Source organism: Bacillus sp. EKM420B, from assembly GCF_011065565.1.
Lineage (GTDB): Bacteria > Bacillota > Bacilli > Bacillales > Bacillaceae > Bacillus > Bacillus velezensis.
In genome coordinates this window covers 362,892-381,154 of the sequence record NZ_JAAMNX010000003.1, presented here as the reverse complement: position 1 = coordinate 381,154, position 18,263 = coordinate 362,892, and the positions used below count along the sequence as shown (strand labels likewise).

The following is an 18,263-nucleotide window of genomic DNA, read 5'->3' as shown; positions in this document are numbered from 1 at the left end:
CAATGTTACATATATAAGAAGATTAGTTACCTACATATAAAACCTGTGTCGCAGATATCTCGTAACATCATTGATACAGGTTTTATACCCCTTCTTTAATTAAACCAGCTAATAGGGTTGTCAACACTTGCCCCAACAACGAGCAAGTGAATCTGCTGCGTGTCCTTCTTTTTCAATCTGTATGAATAACCACTTTTTACACCTATTCAGTATTCAGTAAGTCAACTGATTTTTCTCCTTCTTCCGCTAAACTGCTGCTTTTGCAGATAACTTGAGTTTTCATCCATCATTAAGATTCAAAGTCTGATGTTCAAGCAGCATCACCCCTTGGGTAATGCTATGTCACAGCCGTTTGTCCTGATAAAGTTATTTTCATTACACTCCTTTTATTCATTTGCCATCATTTCTATTTATCAATTATAGTTAAAAAATGTTGAGGAAAAAACAATAAACGTCCGTCCTAACTTTTTCATCTTATTTATTAAAATTTTAATCTCTTCCTTGTAAAATAAAGAAGCAATCTCATTCACAATTAGGACATTTCAGTGGCGTATCGGTATAAAGTGAACTAATTTATTAATGTTCAACAACAGAATTCCGTCTATTGACAATAAAGAATGCACAAATCATTGCAAGAATGGCCATCGCCCACCAGAACGTTGAGATCGCCTGATCATGATCGATGATAATCAAACGAATGACAGCCGTGATGCCAATATAAATAAAGTAGCGAAGCGGGAAATGAAAGTCTGATTTGAAGTATTTGATAATCAAAGCAATGAACTCAAAGTACATGAAGAATATAAGCAGTTCCCCAAGCATCTCATAATAGCTGTCCACTTTGTTGAACAGTGACTTGTATACGAATTGCACAATGTACCATGTCTCGCTGATCAGAAGTCCGCTTAAGGCTATCGCCAGGAAGAACAGACAGACATTGAGAAGCGCTTGTAACAGGTAAGGCGCCTTTTTAAAATTGTTGGAAAATCTCATCTTGTTGTCTCCTATTACAATATTTTCGTCGTTTTGATTCGCAGCCTACATCTTTCTGTTCCAAAATCGCAGCACGATGCAGTACTTGGAATTCTTTTGTATACTGTGAAACTGCCCCTGCATGCGGGACATCATTCGCGCAATACTTCTTTCACCGAGTCCGTTGCTTTCCGGTGTTACATCCGCAAGTTTAATCGTATTGCTAACATGAATCTCAAATATTTCTTGATCCGATACAAACGTGATGCTGATTTCTTCTTCCGGATCTGCGTATTTAAATAAGTTTGACATCACATTATCAAATACACGACCAAGCTCCTCCAAATTCACGTTAATATAGGTTTCCGGCAGCTCGCCTGAAATATGGACCCGGAAATGCTCCTGATGAAGGATAGCAATCTGATCTGATATTAGATCGTAGATCACTTCTTTCACTGCAACGGTCTCCAGGTCGGCCCCATGTTCCTTGTTCAGCAGGAAATACGCAAACAGATTGTCAGATAAGTTTTTTAATTGCAGTGCTTTACCATAAGCATTGGCTACATAACGATCTTTGCTGGTACCCGCTTCGCCTCCTTCTTTTTTGGCAAACTCCAGATTCATGATCAGCGACGTCAGCGGTGTGCGCATATCGTGCGACATTTCGGTAACCAGGCTGCGGCTCTCTGCTTGCAATTCCTCGATCGCTTTAAGTTTGTCCAAGAAAGCTTTCCGCAGATCCTCAATGCTCTTTGCAATCATCGCTAATTCATCATGCCCTTTTATCGTCATCTCGTAGTCCAGCTGGCCCCCTTCAAGAATATGAATCTCTTGGTGAAGCGTTTTAAGGTAGGAAAGACTTTGGCGAATGCCCAAGAGAACAATGATTAAAAAGATGAGGGTTGCACCGAGCAAATCCAATGTAAAGGCCAGATCATAATATCGGGAAGAGTAGAAACCGTCGATAATGACTCGTCCTTCACCATCGCTGAACTTGACAGGATGTGAATGATTTTGAGCATACTGAGTCAGCTTTTCCTTTCCATAATCCGATTCGGAATAAACGGAATCATATTGCAGCTCCTGATTCTTGAATATGGTGAGGTTAATGTAATTTTCTTTTTTGACCCATTCGCCAAACGCTTTTCTATCCGATGTAGACAACCCATTTTCTGAAACGTACTGACTGAATTTTTGAATGTATCTCGCTGACTCCTTGTGATAATACTCATCCGAACTCAGGTATCCCTCGATCAGATCATCTGTAATCTTTTGCAACGTCAGAAAGGTCACACCGCTCACAATCGCAGCAACCATGATCAGCAAAGCCAGTTTTTTGGTTAGCGTGAATTTACGATGTGCCAAATCGATATCCTCTTCCCCATTCAGTTTTTATATAAACCGGACGTGCCGGATCATCCTCAATTTTGGAGCGCAGTTTCCGAATATGCACCATCACCGTATTGTTAGAACAGTAAAAGTAAGGCTGTCCCCACACACTCTCATATATATTTTGAGCAGAAAATACTTTGTTGCGTTTGCTCATCAGCAGTTTCAGGATACGATATTCCAGATCTGACAGCTTGATTTGCTGCTCCTCTTTCCAGACCTCATTAAATTCTTCGCTCACTCTCAGTTTGCCCCCGATAAGAAATGTTTCTTCCTGTTCCTTCTTTTCCTGATAGATTGTATATCTGCGTAATTGAGCAATCACTCTAGCGTGAAGTTCCTCTTCCGAGAAGGGTTTAGTCATATAATCATCGCCGCCGGCGAGTAATCCCTCAGTTTTATCGAGTGTACTCGATCTGGCCGTCAGAAACAGAATTGGAACGTTAGAGGTTTTCCTGATGTGCTGACAGGTTTCGATTCCCGAAATGCCTGGCATCATAATATCCAAAATAACCAAATCGAGCGAATCATTCATAAGTTGCAATGCTCGCTGCCCATCCTTGGCTCTTAGCACCTCGTATCCTGCACGCGTAAGGGATTCCTCCAAAAGATCACCAATATCATGATCATCCTCTACGACTAATATTCGATGGGTCATGCCTCTTTCACCTCATGATTCTTGATGTTATTTCTCGTGTGACCTTACTATATATCATTCATAAGTAACACGTACGTTATAAGATACTACGTAAATCTTAACAGTTTATGAAAGCTGATGCTCGCCACAAATTTGTCACATTTTCTAAAAAAATGATGAACCTTCATAAATTGTTAAGATTCTGTCTTTATTATCCATTGTAAGGCTCAAGTTTTTCAGATCCGCACTGCACATTGCAATGATAAATGGAAAAGGAGTATTGATATGATTGTACAAAACGAAGGACGCGGGCAACCGGTAAGTCTGCGGGAACGGGTTCATTTTCTGGACATCGTACGTGGATTTGCCTTGCTTGGCATTATTATTGTCAACTATTTTCTGATCGTAGATTCAGTAAAGGGATTCGAAATGGCCTCCGATGACGTACTGCACAATCTGGTTTCCTGGTTTGCCGAAGGGAAATTCGTTACATTATTCTCCTTCTTGTTCGGAGTTGGGTTTATGATCTTTATGGATCGAGCCGCGCAGAAGGTAGATAGTCCCAACAAGCTGTTTGCCCGTAGGTTATCTATCCTGTTGGGATTTGGCATTTTGCACATCACATTTGTTTGGGTCGGTGACATATTGACCTTTTACGCCGTAAGCGGCTTCCTGTTACTCGCCTTCTATAAACGCACGGCCAAAACGGTGCTTAGATGGATTATCGCACTTATCGTGTTTCAATTCCTGACCCCTGTTTTCACAATGTTGTACAATGTCATCAATACTGCAGGGTCAAAAAACCCGAATTTTTCAGAGTTTACTTTGTTTAGCCACACAAGCCTTACCTACATGGAATCCATCAGCACTCGGTGGACAGATATGGTCACGATGGCTGCTGGCTCTTTCTCTATGATCTATTCCATGTTTCTCATGTTTCTGCTGGGCGTGTACTTTGTTAAGATGGAATTTTTCAAAGACATGGAAGCGAAAAAGTTCATATGGAAGCGTATCTGGATCATTAGCACAATCGCTTTTCTAATAACACAAAGCAGTATATTACTAGACATGTTTAATCTTTCTGAGAATATGCTGTGGAAGGACATTTCCTCTGTCTTGGGTCAAAATGGCGGCTTAACCGGAAGTATGTTTTATATGAGCACTTTTGCAATGCTGTTTCTGTACGTTCCTCAGCTGCGAGGCCCTATGATGATATTCACCAAAGTCGGACGGATGTCATTGACCTGTTATCTGCTTCACTCTATCATTGGAACAGTTCTGTTCCTCAAGTACGGATTCGGGCTTGCCGATCATATTCAATCCGCCGGCACGTTCATGTTCAGTCTGGCCGTGTACTTCGTGCTTATGAGCTTTAGTACATTGTGGTTGAAACGGTTTAAGTACGGTCCGATGGAATTGATATGGCGCAAGCTGACGTACGGCAAAGTAAACGGGAGTCCCAAAGCAACTCCGCTGCATTCGGAAAAATCAATTCAGAAATAACCCCTTTGCACAGATTGCATAACTTCAAATTAGTTGTTGACTGAAGTGGGTATTAAACTTTTATATTATTTAGTGCTTCTTTGGGCTAACTCTGACAGAAAATTCACCAGAGTTTACTCAATGTGCATAGCTCGTGATCGAATCTAAAATGAATCTTTTGCGCATGCCTATAGCCAAGGGCAACACATTCGACTATTTTATGCGATTTGCTATAGGAAAAATTTGAGAATAATGACTAAACCCTTGCAGCAAGTATTTTAACGCCAAAATTACCGCGGAAGAAAAAGCGGCAGAGCAGCTGGAATGTTTTACCGAACGACTGAACTCGTTATTTCAGCAACTGAAGGAGTGACAATCATGAAAACAAAAAAGGAACCAAAAGTTATTCTGGAACCAGCAAAGGAATCTGATCTGCCAGAATTCCAAAAAAAATTACAAGAAGCCTTTGCGATCGCCGTGATTGAAACGTTCGGTGATTGCGAAGATGGACCGATTCCATCGGACAATGATGTTCAGGAGTCTTTCGACGCTCCCGGAGCAGTCGTTTATCATATTCTTCGGGATGGTAAGAAGGTAGGTGGTGCAGTAGTACGTATCAACAGCGAAACACATCATAATTCGCTAGATTTATTCTATGTATCTCCAGAACATCACAGCCAGGGGATTGGTCTTTCTGCTTGGAAAGCCATAGAAGCACAGTATCCGGATACTGTGCTTTGGGAAACCGTGACACCTTATTTTGAAAAGCGAAATATCAACTTCTATGTGAATAAGTGCGGATTCCATATCGTAGAGTTCTACAATGAACATCACTCTGATCCGCATATGCATCGCAATGGACGCGAAGATGACAAGTCCCTGCCGGATGATGATGACGACTTTTTCAGATTTGTAAAGGTTATGAAAAAAAAGGACTAAACAATTGAACACTGCGATATGCCGCAGTAAGTTGCCGGTAACTTTTTTTAAAGATATTTGTTTGGATCGAAAAAATTCTAAGTTAACCAATAATTCCCCATGTTTACAGAGTTGATTAATAAACTATACGAGGGATAAACGAATAAAGCCTTCCCCTTCTTTTTGAGGAGAAAGTATCAAAAGGCGGAAAGCCCTTCTCGTTATGAGAGGGCTTTAATTCGGTGTGAAAATGAAATGGATAATAAATATAAACAAAGAAATAATTAATTAGGTGATGAACGATTTATACGAATTTTAGAGAAATACTCCAACGGAGAACTTAACGAATAACAAATCACTTCTCTGTTGTGGGATGCTGCCGAAAATAAATCACTTCACAACAGACAAACTGAAAGCGGTATGAAAAAACAGCTCCGTTAAAATGGCCGGAACTGTCTTTGACTTTTGGATTTTGCAGTTATCTCCATCCGTCAGTTTAATTAGAATTCAGATAATCCAAGACACGATCAACTCTTTCATTGACTGAGTAATCTCCTTCAATTTTTAACAATGGACAAGATAAATCTGCCATCCAATGTTCGTGTAAAGCTTTGCTTCTAACTTCCATTCCGGCATGATCATATAAAGAAGCCCACTCTAAAAATGTTTTTGATTGTTCATATTTACTGCCGCCGGCTAACACTTCGTTTCCATAACGCTGAAATTCCCTATGCCTTAATCTCTCAAGCCGTATATCCTGCGGAATCCATAAGAAGATGACAAGGTCAAAATAACTTTTTAGATCATCGCCCCAGCGGCACACTGCGCCAGAAAGAATCCATTTCTCATTTATTGTCAAGTCTTTTTTAAGCAACTTTCTTCTTTCAGGGATTTCTCTTTTTTTAGTGAATTTATCTGTCCAATAGTAATCATCAGTATCAAGATGCGTATGCGGCAAATGCTTTGATAATGCAACACCCAATGTTGACGTTCCGACTCCGGAGGCTCCCAATATGTGAATCTTATTTTTCATACTTCCCCCTCCTTATGAAGCAACCAAACTCCCTGTTGCATAAGGTACTTACTATTATTTTGACATAAATCCCCAAAAACCTTTACTTTTCCAGGGGAATCCAGATGCGGTTAAAACCATACCGCTTACGAACTTCATGGTCATTTTCAAACAGAATGATTAACTTTCTCTCCGGCCTATTTTAATATCCTCATACACTTTTTCAAAAGTCTCGATTGGCAGTGAAAACTTGGTTGTTTTCTCGTTACGGTAATTGATCATGATCTCAATTTGATTATTTTTTTGTTCAAACTCAATAAGTGCGTTCTCCCATTTATCTCTGATTGAAATGATACAATTTCCATTTTTCTTTTCCTTTTTCTTATAAATGTAATTCACTTTAACTCCCCTTTCATTGATCGGCAAAAGGTTTCGGAATAAGGAAGCTCCTCAAAAAAAGGATCAAAACTTTTATCAAGTTTGATCCTTTTCCCTTTTTAGTCATTTCTTCGCGAACGTTTATAGACATTCACGGTTACCAGCCAGCTCATAACAACGATTCCTGCAAAAAGAATGAGCATATTACTGTACAAATAAGCGGAATGATCAGCGTTAACAGGCAGCAGCCTTTGATTCAGCAAGCGGATCGATAATAAACCGCCTGCAATCGAAATACCCGTTCCCTCTGATAAAAAGCTCGTAAAATTAAGCAGACTCATTCCGGCGCCGGCTTCCTTTTGTTTCAAACTGCCAGACACAATTGTAGATATAACCGTTTTTGTGAAGGAGAGCCCCCCAAAAACAAAAACGATTATAACGGTCATGAGCCAAGGTGCCGCATCTATGAAAAAGGCAGCGATTAAAAAGCTGGAAGACATCAATCCAATCCCAATGGTCAGCACATACAAAGAACCTTTCCGATCAACAAGCAATCCTCCAATGTAACCGAAGATGATGACGCTCATCGTCCCGGGGAACATAATCCCGCTTCCAATTGCCGCAGTACTTAAATGGTGAACATCTTTCATCATATAAGGAACCATAGACACAAATCCTGCAGCAGTGCCGAAGATCAGGCCTCCGCAAAGGACGCCCATCATAAACAAAACATTTTTCCCCAGTGCAGGGTCAACAAAGGGATCTTGAGTTTTCCTAATATGTCTCACAAATATCAGGAAAGCCAGAATACTGATGATCAGAAAAGACATTCTATATGAAGTTGTAAACAGCAGAAAAAATACGATGCCTGCAGACATTAATATAATCCCCGTCATATCAAAGCGCCCGCTGACTCTTTCTTCCTTTTCCAGCAGTTTCATCAGGAATGGAACGGTGATAACTGTTGCTGTCGGAATAAGCAGCAAATATGACCAGTGAATATAATGAGCGATCATTCCGCCAATAGCTGGTCCGACACCTTCCCCCATTGCCACCAGCGACCCGATCAGACCAAATGCTTTACCCCTGTTTTCTTTCGGAATATAGCGTACTACTGCAACCATCACAAGAGCCGGGAATGCGGCTGCACCAGCCCCTTGAATAAATCGGGCCAGAATGAGTACAGGAAAGAAAGAGTGTCCGACAAATCCAATGATCGATCCGAAGCCATTTACCATAATTCCAAATAGGAGCAGTTTTTTGATGCCCAGCTGATCTGATAACTTCCCATACAGAGCAGTTCCGATGGAAAAGGTTAACATAAAGGCCGTGTTCACCCAGTTTGCACTCGCTGGCAGTTTATGAAAATCGTTGGCGATATCAGGTAACGAGACGTTCAAAACCATTTCATTTAATACGCTGAAAAATGACAGAACACAAAGCCAAATGAACACTTGGTTGTGCCGTAAAGCTGACTGTGAATAAGGCGTATTCACAAATTTCCCTCCATTAATGAGGGCAGACGCAGTTTATAGGGCCATTGATACGCTTCCCTCTTTTAATTGTACCCTGTTCATTTTTTTGCACTTCATACATAACTCCCCCTGCATTGATTGATATACCTTATTATAAATCCTCAAGCCGATGTTTTGAATACTTTGCGGCACACACCCGCAAATGACGAAACATCAAATACTGTTATATTTAAAATTTACAGTACCAAAAAACCGCAATTTCATTTGCTGTTGAAAAATTGGAATAAAGCATTGTATCGACCGCTCCTATGACAAAGTTATTTTTGGCATAAAAATGACAAGCTGAAACATTAATATCTTGTGTTTCAAGCATAAGACCGCATAAATGATTCTCCTTTGCCCACTCAATCGCTTTATGTAATAAAGCCGTCCCGACACCACTTTTTCTATAATCTTTTGCAACGGCAATGTCTTCAATCAGTGCGTATCCATTCCAATTAGAACGAAGCTTACTCCGGCCGACACAGTCGTTCTCTGCGTAATAAAAAAAGACAACTTTATCCTCTTCTTCAATATAACTGACATCAATGTCATCATCGTCATATTTTTTGACATAAGGTTCAGCAAATTTCTCCTCTGTATATGTCCAAACATTGTTTTCAAATGAAGGGATGATTCTCCCTGAAACAACGAAAGGTTCGTTTGGTTTATTGAAGTCTTTCATATTGAAACGAGTCATTTTAGTTATCATCATAATCACCTTTCTGCATTTATTGAACTCACTTTACACCTTTCGAACTGTTGATTCGTCTGCATGTCACGAAGACTAAAACAAAAAAGATACCAACATCGATTGGTATCATCTATTCATTCGAGCCCTTACACCAACATCCTATTTCGGAGCTTCCAAACCAAATGTTGTTCATTCCTCTTTTGCCGGACCATAAATACCCGGAACAGGTAAACCTGCTTGTCTCATAAGGACAGTCATTTGTCCTCGATGATGGTTTTGATGTTGAATTAAAAACATCAAAAGTGAACCATTCGGCATTTGCTGACCAATAAAGTTGACACATTCTTGAAGTGTATCGTCAGTCCATTGCGTTTTTAACGCCTGCACAAATGCATTACTGGCTTGATGATAACTCTCAGCAATAAACCGCGCCGACGCAGGAACAGGATAATCTTCAGCAGGAGCATGAAACGTTAAATCTGTGTTTGAGGTAATGATGTGAATGGCCGCGACAGTATGCCATGCAATACGGCCTAAAGTCCAATGTTGTGAAGTGATTTCTTGTTTAAGTGATTCATCAGTCAGATGATTCAGCAGTTTTTGTGTCGCATCGGCTTCGAATTCCCAAGATTTCAAAAAATGGTCTAAGGTTTGAAACATAAAAATCCTCCTTATCCTTTTTTGTGTTTCTATGTATCTGCAGTTCAATTATAGTGCTCCGTTTAGTTAAAAAAGAACAAAACGATAGACAGACATTTTTATCAGAAAGCCCGATCTGACAATAACAGACAAAATATAAGAACATAACAGATCACTCTATACTTCTTTTTCTTCAATCGACAAACAGGATTCTTCTGTGTCTAATATTTTCGCTTTACAAAAGTCCATACCGTCTTAGTGATTGAACCGGAGATAAAACAGCTCCCCGTCATCATAGCCACCCAAATGAAAAATGTCGGTTCGGCACCTATTACAATAAACATAAATATCAAGGACAAAATGAATACAATAACAACCATCATCCATACTTTTTTGAAGATGAAATATCCTAAAATCCCTAACAGAAAAGAAGCTGCCGGAAGAAAAATGAGAATGATATACGCGGGACTCAACAGCGGGCTAATACAAACACCTCCCAATTTCAAAACGAGGAAGTTCCTACTTTTTGTCTGACATCAAATGATATGAAGTGATTTTTTTCATCTTGATATTACGCCGTTTCATTCTTTTTATACATATTATACCAATACAATCGAGTCAAATATAGATATTTATTCATTTTTAACATATTTTAGGGAAATGAGGAGTGGATTAAAGTCTGAGGATAGCCCGCTTTTTCTTTCCCTAGTAAGTCCTGCCGCATTGATTTTAGCGCATCTGCTTTCTCATTGTTTTTGCAGCGCTAATATTCTCATAATCGTGTGCATGACGCTGCTTTCGTCATTTGATTTGATGACAAAGTGCGCCGCATCTTTTATTTCGTCAATGGCGTTCTTAACCGCAAAGCTGTAGGATGCCGCTTCCATCAATTCTTTGTCATTGCGGCCGTCTCCGAATGCCATTGTTTCATCTGCCGAAACCCCTAATAATCGCTGCAGTTCTTGTACTGTTGATCCTTTATGTATTCCGATATTTGATATATCCATCCAGGTATCTTCTGATGCTACGATATATAATTGGTGAAAAAATTCATGCAGCTTTTCTCTCGTTTCCGGACAGTTGGCGTCGGGGTCATGAACCGTAATCTTGATAAAATCGTCTTTTATCTCAGTAAAATCAGTTATTTTCGTTACATGTGCATAAGAGGCATTTACATATTTCATTTCACTTTCAGACAGATTTTCTTTTACGATCGCGCCTTTTTTTGTGCACGCGATAATGGTGTGCCCGCAGCTGATTTTTTCTAAAGCGCCTATAATTGACAGTCCGGCTTTATTGCTGATTAAAGATTCATATACGAACTTGCCGTTCTTTTTCATACGTGCAGCACTGTCTCCTAAAATCCAAAAATCTTTCGCGTCTTCTCCGAATAAGGCTTCCACCCTTTCACACTGTTTCCCGGTGCAGATGGCGAAAGCGACATGCTGTTCCTCCATTACTCTTTTTGTCTTTTCAAATAACGTTCTGTCAAAATCGCCTTGATTATTTAAAAATGTGCCGTCTAAATCCGTAATCACTAATTTAATCATCGTTCAGCACCTCCGCAGTTAAAATGTCTTTTTCAGACAAAGGGTTTTTCACATTTGAGAATGGAATCAATCGCGTTTAAGACCCCTTCCTCATTGTTTGATTGCGTGATATGCGCTGCGGCCTGTTTAATGCTTTCCTGCGCATTATCCATGGCGACTCCGTATTTCACGGCGGACACCATCTCCAAATCATTGCCGCTGTCTCCGAAGGCCGCGCATTCTTCAGCATTTATCCCCCATTGTTTCTGGAGAAGCTTAATCCCGCTTGCTTTATGAAGCCCCGGTATGATCAGATCTATGTCACCGTGCCCGCTTGATACAGGCGTGACGAAAGACCCGATTGCGTTTTTTAAATGGCTCAGAAGTGCGGAACAATGTTCGGCGGGAAAGCTGATGGAAAATTTTAAAATGTCATCATCGATGTTTTCAAAATGCGGCACCCTTTTTAACACATAATAATACTTACTGGCATGCAGATATTCATCTTCACTGGCATTTTCATGAATATACGCGCTTTTTTTTCCGCAGACAATGACGTTTTTCACCTCATACTGCTCTAAAGCACGGATTACTGCTTTTATAGTGTCTTCAGACATGTTACCCGCGAATACTTCTTCTCCGGCATTCACGACGAAAGCGCCATTCTCGGCAACGAAAGCGATTTCACTTTTGATTTCCGGAAAGAAGGATGTAAGCTGCGCATATTGGTTTCCGCTTGCTACGGCAAATTTAATTCCCCGCGCTTTTAATTCACGATACTGATTCATAAAACGCTCTTCGTTATATGCCATTTCATCATTCAAAAACGTTCCGTCCATATCAACCGCTATCAGTTTGATACTCATATTGTCCTCCTTTTTTCGGCCGCTTTTGTCAGCGGCCCTTGAAGAGATCATGCATAAAGCGTATGAACGAATTATATCCGCAGTTGTTTTGACCGTAAATCATTGGCTGACGTCTTGTTTTGAATGACACAAAAAGTGATATGTCACATGAAAATAACACTATGTTTCTTTTAAAAATGATATGTTACGATGAGATGTACATTCACCATTCTCATAAAAAGGAGAATCCCCCTGCATGTTCACACACGAAATGATTGCTTCATTTAACGAGCTTGAAACTTCTTTATACAACTACATCTCCCAAAACAGCGAGAAAGTCGTCTATATGCGCATCCGTGAATTGGCAAATGAAACCCATGTATCTACGGCTTCTATTTTACGTTTCTGCAAAAAAATAAACTGTGAAGGGTTTTCAGAGTTTAAGGTGAAGCTGAAAATGTATGCGGAGGCAAATAAAAAAACGATTTTAAAGAGTCCCCATCATTCCGTTGCCGAGTTTTTTGAAAGAACAGTAAGCGGAGGGATGGAAGAAAAGCTGAAGGAAGCAGCAGCCCTTGCGGCCGATGCAGAAAGCGTTATTTTTATCGGAGTGGGTAGTTCAGGAATTCTCGCCGAATACGGAGCCAGATATTTTTCGTGCTTAGGGAAACTTTCAATGTATATTAAAGATCCTTACTTTCCGGCCCATTCCCATTTCCGCCATAACAGCATCACGATCGCATTATCGGTTTCAGGTGAAGGAGATTCTACAGTGACTCATCTGAATCAGCTGAAACAAGAAGGAAGCCGGGTCATCAGTATTACAAATCATAAACATTCAACCATTGCCAAAATGTCCGATGTGAATATTTCATATTACGTGACGGAAGAATGGGTTGAAAATGCGAATATTACCACCCAAATCCCCGCTATGTACATACTTGAATCAATGGCTCGGGAGATATACAAATTGAGAGATTAAATTCAGGAACGGACCACGGAAATTTCGGCCTTTTTGTAAAAGTAACGAGAAACCCTTCCTCTGCTGCCAGAGAAGGGTTTTGAAGATCACAGATGAGACACAATACACTTTGCATGGCCCGCCAGTTTATATTCTCCCAAACCGGAAGGCAGGAGAATGTGATCTCCTTTTCTAAAGGAATGTTCATGCCCGCCTGCAATCATTATTCCGTCTCCTTCGATCACGCTGACAAGAAGGAAGGGATGATTCTGGAATAAATTCACTTCACCTTTTACATCCCACTTTTCGACTGAAAAATAAGGACATTCTATTAAAACAGCTGCCAGCAGATCATCTGTTTGTTTATATTGAACGGTCGGCCGTTCACGGACAGATGGAACGTCTGTCACTTCTATACTTTTTTCCAAATGGAGCTCGCGCAGCCTGCCGTCCGCATCTTTTCTTCCGTAATCATACAATCTGTAAGTCGTATCTGAATTTTGCTGCGTCTCTAAAATAAGTGTGCCCTTTCCAATCGCGTGAACGGTGCCGCTTGGGACAAAGAAGAAATCTCCCGGCTTTACCTTAACTCTGTTCAGAAGCCCGTCCCATTCTCCGCGCTCAATCATGGATATAAGTTCTTCTTTTGTTGTTGCGTTATGGCCGAAAATGATCTCCGCATCTTTTTCACAATCAATGATATACCAGCATTCGGTTTTTCCAAGTTCCCCGTTTTCATGCATTTTGGCAAAGTCATCATTCGGATGCACCTGAACGGACAGATCTTGGTCCGCATCCAAAATTTTTGTAAGAAGAGGAAAACGGTCTCCTTCAAGGTTTCCGAATAAATCTCTGTGATGCTCCCACAATTCACCGAGCGTACATCCTTTATACATGCCGTTTCGAACTGCGCTCTGTCCATTTTGATGAGCGGCAAAGGCCCAGCACTCCCCTGTCCGCTCGGACGGAATATTATAGTGAAAATCACGCAGGGCGGCGCCTCCCCAAATTCTTTCTATGAAAACCGGATTGAAAAATATCGGTTCAGTAGACATGATCATCCCCCGCTTTATTCGATTTCTTCCAGAAGCCCATACGCCTCTTCTTTTGTCTGAACGGAGAGCAGCCTTTCCCGATAGCTGTCATCCATCAGTTTTCGGGATAACATCTGCAATATTTTCAGATGCTGATTTCCGCCGCTTTCCTTCGGTACGGCAATCATAAAAATCAGTTTTGCATCAGAGCCATCAAGGCTGTTCCAGTCAACACCCGAACGTCTTATTCCGAATGCAACACCCGGCGTTCTGACGGCTTCAGACTTTCCGTGCGGAATGGCGATATTCATACCTATCGCCGTGGTTCCCTGCTGTTCACGGCTCAAAATGGTCTGCTTAAATCCGCTGTCAGACAGCAGCATACCTTTACGGGACAATTTCTCGATCATTTCATCGATAATGTCGTCCCTCGTTTCGCCGGATAAATGCGGTTCAATCAAGTCCGTGCTGATAATGTCAGTCAGTTTTTTGATTTCGGTCATCCCGGCTTTTCGGCTGTCAGCCTGAGATGGTTCCTTTGTTTCTTTTGCCGCTGCAGCTTCATTTGGTGCGGCAGACGGCAGCACCTCACCGGGCGCGGGGGATTTCGCCATATCTTTCTTCAGTACATTAACCAACAGAGCGGTGACAAGAGAGCCTGCTGTTACAGCGATAAAAAACATCAATACATGATCTACTGCTCCAAGTACAGCAACGATGGGGCCGCCGTGTGCCACTCTGTCCCCCACATGGCCGATCATCGCTATCACCGATCCGGTCATAGAACCCGCCATAATACTCGGGATCACACGAAGGGGGTCTTGGGCCGCAAATGGAATGGCTCCTTCCGTGATACCGAAAAGGCCCATCGTAAATGACGCTTTTCCCATTTCTCTTTCTGCGGCGGCGAATTTTCTTTTTCCTAAAAACGTCGCAATCCCAAGCCCTATCGGCGGTATACAAATGGAAACGGCAATCGGGCCCATAATTTCATAATTTCCTTCTCCGATCATTGCCGATCCGAATAGAAAGGCCACCTTGTTTACGGGTCCTCCCATATCAAAGGAGATCATCGCTCCTAAAATCAATGCCAGGAGAATTGAGCTCGAGCCTTTCATTCCCGCAAGCCAAACCGTTAATGATGCGAAAATATGAGCGACGGGGGCGCCGATCAGAAATACAAACGCCAAACCGACGATCAGTGAGGCAAACACCGGGATAATAATGATCGGCATAATCGGCTGTATTGCTTTCGGAACTTTACATTTTTTGATTCCTAGCGCCGCATATCCCGCCAAAAATCCCGCAATGATTCCTCCAAGAAATCCTGCACCGCTTGCACTGTCGTAAAAGCTGCCGGATGCCGCAATATATCCGCCGATCATTCCGGGGACAAGACCCGGCTTATCGGCGATGCTGAACGCGATGTACCCGGCTAAAATCGGGATCATGAATGAAAAAGAAGCGCTGCCGATCTGTTCAATCGTTTTCCAAAAAGACGCATCCGGAATGACTAATCCCTTTGGTGTTTTTTCTCCTCCAAGCGTCAATGCAACCGCTATCAATAATCCGCCGACGACAATGAAAGGAACCATAAAAGAAACGCCGTTCATTAAATGACGGTAAATCGGGTTTTGTTTTTTGCCCTGCTGACTTGCGGATTCAGCTTTTGAAGCAGATTGATAGACCGGCACTTCACCGCTAAGTGCTTTTTGAATTAATTCTTCCGGTTTGCGGATGCCTTCCTGAACCCCGACGGCCAGCAGCTTTTTTCCCGCGAATCGGTCTTTGTTCACCGAACGGTCCGCCGCGATAATGATTGCGTCTGCTTCCCGGATTTCCTCTTCGGTCAGCCTATTTTCCACCCCGATTCCGCCCTGGGTTTCCACTTTGATCTCAACGCCTAATCTGCCGGCTGCTTTTTGTAAATTTTCAGCAGCCATATACGTATGGGCAATGCCGTTCGGACATGATGTAATCGCTAACAGTTTCATATAAATCCTCCTTTTCAGTCTGAATTTCAAGATCTTGTCTCAACTTTATACTGAAATCAGCCTGTGATAAGCGCGTTTTTTTACCATAAGTTCCGGAAATAACGGTATTTTTCCCTATAAACAGAAAAAAAGCAGGGAGCATTCCCCTGCTTTTAATAGTTTAAATACGATAAAAACGTCATCACATTTTTTTCTTCCGTCAGTTTTTGAATAAATGCCGGCTGCTCGCTAAGATAGGAAAGCTCACTGAATAATTGCTTTACCTTGTTTTGATCTTCGTGTTTGACGGCAAGCATAAATACAAGCGACACCTTTTCCGTCCCCCACTCAATGGGCTCTTTTAAGGTGGCGATTGCAATGGCTGATTGTTTGATATATTTAGAGTTCGCGTGAGGGATGGCAATACCCGCCCCGATATTTGTCGCCGACATTTTTTCTCTCATTACTGCATGAATGCCATACTCTTTTTCTACATAGCCTTTTTCATACAAAGCCTGCGCCAGCTGTTCAATGACCTGATAACGGTGCTCTGTCTCTTGCTGTAAAAAAACGAGAAACGGAGTCGTATCATTCAGCATTTTAAACGTTTTTTGCTCCCGGCGGTATGATGTATCAAGCTGTTGCATAAATGCGCTGAGCTTCTTTTCATCAGCAGGCTCCAAAAGCGGTGATACGACGATATGAGGGATCGTTACATTTCCAAGCCCTATCGTAGAAATGACGAAATCTATATCTTTATGCTTTTTGATATACTCTGTCAGCTCCGCTTTTGCGATACAGTCTTTTACCGTAATGTGATGAAATTTGCGTTCAATTTTAGTCCGCAGCAATTGCGACATGCCAATGCCCATATGGCAGACGATGATCGTCCTTTTAGGGTTATGACTGCTTCGGCGCAGCCGTTCGATCGCTGCCTGAAAATGCAGCGTCAAATAGGCCGCCTCTTCTTCAGGAATATAAAGATCAAATGTTTGATTGATGTCTTCTAAAACGTCAATGATAAGATGAAACAAATAAGGGTACATTTTTTTGATGTCGTGAAGCATGGGGTTTGAAACAGAGAGATCATAGCTCAGCCGCTTCAACACTGGATCGAGATGAATGTTCAATCCGTTGATCAGTTCCTGGTCTTTGTGAAAATCCAGCATTTTCAGTTCTGAAACACGATTGATCAAATGCCTGACGACTTTGGAAAGCTCAGAATCTTCAAGATCAAGCTTCTTTTCTTGCTGCAATGGATAGCGGACTTTCCCGCCTATTATATGTAAAGTTAAATAGACGGCTTCTTCCTCGGGAAACCGGATGGCAAATACCGGCTCAAGCCGTTTTAAACAAGCCAGTGTCCATTCATATTCTTTCTTCTTTTTTACCGCCTCCAGCTGTCTTGCAGAGATGGCGACCGGCTGTTTCATTTTGATACGGCGGATGGTCAGCAATGTATGCAGCAGCAAACTTTCAAATGTTTCATCCGTAAAATAGATAGAATGTTTTTTTTGTAATAACTTGATTTCTTTTCTCACAAAGTCCGCTTCATGACTTAAAAACTTACTTTTTATAAATTGGCTTGTAAACTCCGCATTATCAATCAAATCTGAAATTCGCGCCAATGCTTTTCTTTTGTTTTTTTCGTCCCCTTCAATCTTTAAGCCGAGCCGCTGTTTAGAAACCAGTGTGAGATCAAATCGCTTCAGCCACTCTTCAACCGTACTAATATCCTTTTTAATGGAAGCTCTGTTTACAAAATGCTGTGCGGCAATTTCTTTTGCGGAAACGGGCTTTGAATTCATTAATAAATCGTAAGCGATGTGAAGTATTCTTTCTTCATCGGTCTTGTGCCTGCATGTAAAGTGCTCATTATAAATGTGCCGGCTTAACCGTGACCTTTCCTGTTCAGATATATGTAAATAGACGCCTAATCCCGGTTTGCGGATCAGCTGAGCTTGAGCATGTTCATTCAGGAAATCTTCAATCGTTTTCAAATCATTCCTGATCGTTTTTTCAGAACAGCGGACCCTGTCTGCGAAATCTTGCACAACTAAGTAGTCATCAGGTTCAGATAACAACAGATACAAAATCTTTTTCTGTCTTGAATTCATGTATTTCATCTGTTTTTCTATCCTTCCTGTCCGTTTCTGCTGGAGCAATTATGATAGGTTAAATATACTGCGCATACGAAACCGTTTTCATTGTATAGTGAAACAAAAGAGTAAAAAGTTTTGTTTTTTACCGCAGATTCCGGAAAAATCATGTTTTATACTGAGGCTG

At 41.4% G+C, this 18,263-nt stretch carries 18 protein-coding genes and 1 pseudogene; 4 read left to right on the top strand and 15 right to left on the bottom strand.

Annotation, left to right across the window (positions count from 1 at the left end):
• Positions 1-576 precede the first annotated feature (576 nt).
• The 3 genes from psiE to yrkP are packed head-to-tail and all read right to left on the bottom strand — an operon-like array spanning position 577 to position 3,019.
• Positions 577-993 (bottom strand): phosphate-starvation-inducible protein PsiE, encoded by a 417-nt coding sequence (gene psiE / locus G9F48_RS11940; RefSeq protein WP_012118039.1) that lies wholly within the window; start codon positions 991-993, stop codon positions 577-579.
• A 45-nt stretch (positions 994-1,038) separates the two neighbouring features.
• A complete protein-coding gene (gene yrkQ, locus G9F48_RS11935; RefSeq protein WP_165409538.1) occupies positions 1,039-2,337 on the bottom strand; it encodes a two-component system sensor histidine kinase YrkQ in 1,299 nt (432 codons plus the stop codon).
• The gene (gene yrkP / locus G9F48_RS11930) at positions 2,324-3,019 is read right to left on the bottom strand and encodes a two-component response regulator YrkP (RefSeq protein ID WP_165409537.1); all 696 of its coding nucleotides are present in this window, start codon (positions 3,017-3,019) and stop codon (positions 2,324-2,326) included. Before yrkP ends, yrkQ begins: the two co-directional genes overlap by 14 nt.
• A gap of 264 nt (positions 3,020-3,283) precedes the next feature.
• Here yrkP and G9F48_RS11925 point away from each other — a divergent pair, with 264 nt between their 5' ends.
• The 3 genes and pseudogenes from G9F48_RS11925 to G9F48_RS11915 all read left to right on the top strand — a co-directional run bounded on the left by G9F48_RS11925 (position 3,284) and on the right by G9F48_RS11915 (position 5,419).
• Positions 3,284-4,501 carry a DUF418 domain-containing protein gene (locus G9F48_RS11925; protein WP_138092652.1) on the top strand — a complete coding sequence of 406 codons (1,218 nt, stop codon included), beginning with the start codon at positions 3,284-3,286 and terminating at the stop codon, positions 4,499-4,501.
• Positions 4,420-4,648: pseudogene (locus G9F48_RS11920) on the top strand (hypothetical protein). The gene G9F48_RS11925 and the pseudogene G9F48_RS11920 overlap by 82 nt, the downstream one beginning before the upstream one ends.
• A gap of 210 nt (positions 4,649-4,858) precedes the next feature.
• Positions 4,859-5,419, top strand: coding sequence for a GNAT family N-acetyltransferase (locus tag G9F48_RS11915; RefSeq protein ID WP_138092654.1), 561 nt, complete (start codon positions 4,859-4,861; stop codon positions 5,417-5,419).
• Positions 5,420-5,894: 475 nt separating this feature from the next.
• On the opposite strand, the gene G9F48_RS11910 is transcribed toward G9F48_RS11915, so the two are convergent.
• The 9 genes from G9F48_RS11910 to G9F48_RS11870 form a co-directional block, all read right to left on the bottom strand.
• Positions 5,895-6,431, bottom strand: a complete 537-nt coding sequence (locus G9F48_RS11910; protein WP_014305463.1) for an ATP-binding protein — start codon at positions 6,429-6,431, stop codon at positions 5,895-5,897.
• 159 nt (positions 6,432-6,590) lie between these two features.
• Entirely contained in the window at positions 6,591-6,809 is a 219-nt protein-coding gene (locus tag G9F48_RS11905; protein ID WP_031378922.1) for a hypothetical protein, read from the bottom strand.
• 98 nt (positions 6,810-6,907) lie between these two features.
• Positions 6,908-8,284 carry a Tet(L)/Tet(K)/Tet(45) family tetracycline efflux MFS transporter gene (gene tet, locus G9F48_RS11900; protein ID WP_165409536.1) on the bottom strand — a complete coding sequence of 459 codons (1,377 nt, stop codon included), beginning with the start codon at positions 8,282-8,284 and terminating at the stop codon, positions 6,908-6,910.
• Positions 8,285-8,317: 33 nt separating this feature from the next.
• Positions 8,318-8,380, bottom strand: a complete 63-nt coding sequence (locus tag G9F48_RS20085; protein WP_134816631.1) for a tetracycline resistance efflux system leader peptide — start codon at positions 8,378-8,380, stop codon at positions 8,318-8,320.
• Between the two features lie 112 nt (positions 8,381-8,492).
• The gene (satA, locus tag G9F48_RS11890; RefSeq protein WP_121984372.1) at positions 8,493-9,014 is read right to left on the bottom strand and encodes a streptothricin N-acetyltransferase SatA; all 522 of its coding nucleotides are present in this window, start codon (positions 9,012-9,014) and stop codon (positions 8,493-8,495) included.
• Positions 9,015-9,185: 171 nt separating this feature from the next.
• Complete coding sequence (locus tag G9F48_RS11885) at positions 9,186-9,656, bottom strand: DinB family protein (protein ID WP_165409535.1); 471 nt, start codon at positions 9,654-9,656, stop codon at positions 9,186-9,188.
• Positions 9,657-9,856: 200 nt separating this feature from the next.
• Positions 9,857-10,108 carry a DUF2651 family protein gene (locus tag G9F48_RS11880; RefSeq protein ID WP_015387973.1) on the bottom strand — a complete coding sequence of 84 codons (252 nt, stop codon included), beginning with the start codon at positions 10,106-10,108 and terminating at the stop codon, positions 9,857-9,859.
• A 273-nt stretch (positions 10,109-10,381) separates the two neighbouring features.
• Positions 10,382-11,185: an HAD-IIB family hydrolase gene (locus G9F48_RS11875; protein ID WP_015387972.1), complete on the bottom strand. Its 804-nt coding sequence runs from the start codon at positions 11,183-11,185 to the stop codon at positions 10,382-10,384.
• 32 nt (positions 11,186-11,217) lie between these two features.
• Positions 11,218-12,030, bottom strand: coding sequence for a Cof-type HAD-IIB family hydrolase (locus tag G9F48_RS11870; RefSeq protein ID WP_156735584.1), 813 nt, complete (start codon positions 12,028-12,030; stop codon positions 11,218-11,220).
• Between the two features lie 235 nt (positions 12,031-12,265).
• Between G9F48_RS11870 and G9F48_RS11865 the strand changes: the two genes are divergently transcribed.
• Positions 12,266-12,991, top strand: coding sequence for a MurR/RpiR family transcriptional regulator (locus G9F48_RS11865; protein WP_003152806.1), 726 nt, complete (start codon positions 12,266-12,268; stop codon positions 12,989-12,991).
• 86 nt (positions 12,992-13,077) lie between these two features.
• On the opposite strand, the gene manA is transcribed toward G9F48_RS11865, so the two are convergent.
• From manA to G9F48_RS11850, 3 genes are all read right to left on the bottom strand, one after another.
• Positions 13,078-14,025 carry a mannose-6-phosphate isomerase, class I gene (gene manA / locus G9F48_RS11860; RefSeq protein ID WP_165409534.1) on the bottom strand — a complete coding sequence of 316 codons (948 nt, stop codon included), beginning with the start codon at positions 14,023-14,025 and terminating at the stop codon, positions 13,078-13,080.
• A gap of 14 nt (positions 14,026-14,039) precedes the next feature.
• Positions 14,040-15,998 (bottom strand): fructose-specific PTS transporter subunit EIIC, encoded by a 1,959-nt coding sequence (locus G9F48_RS11855; protein ID WP_165409533.1) that lies wholly within the window; start codon positions 15,996-15,998, stop codon positions 14,040-14,042.
• 152 nt (positions 15,999-16,150) lie between these two features.
• Positions 16,151-18,103, bottom strand: coding sequence for a BglG family transcription antiterminator (locus tag G9F48_RS11850; protein ID WP_165409532.1), 1,953 nt, complete (start codon positions 18,101-18,103; stop codon positions 16,151-16,153).
• Positions 18,104-18,263: the final 160 nt, after the last annotated feature.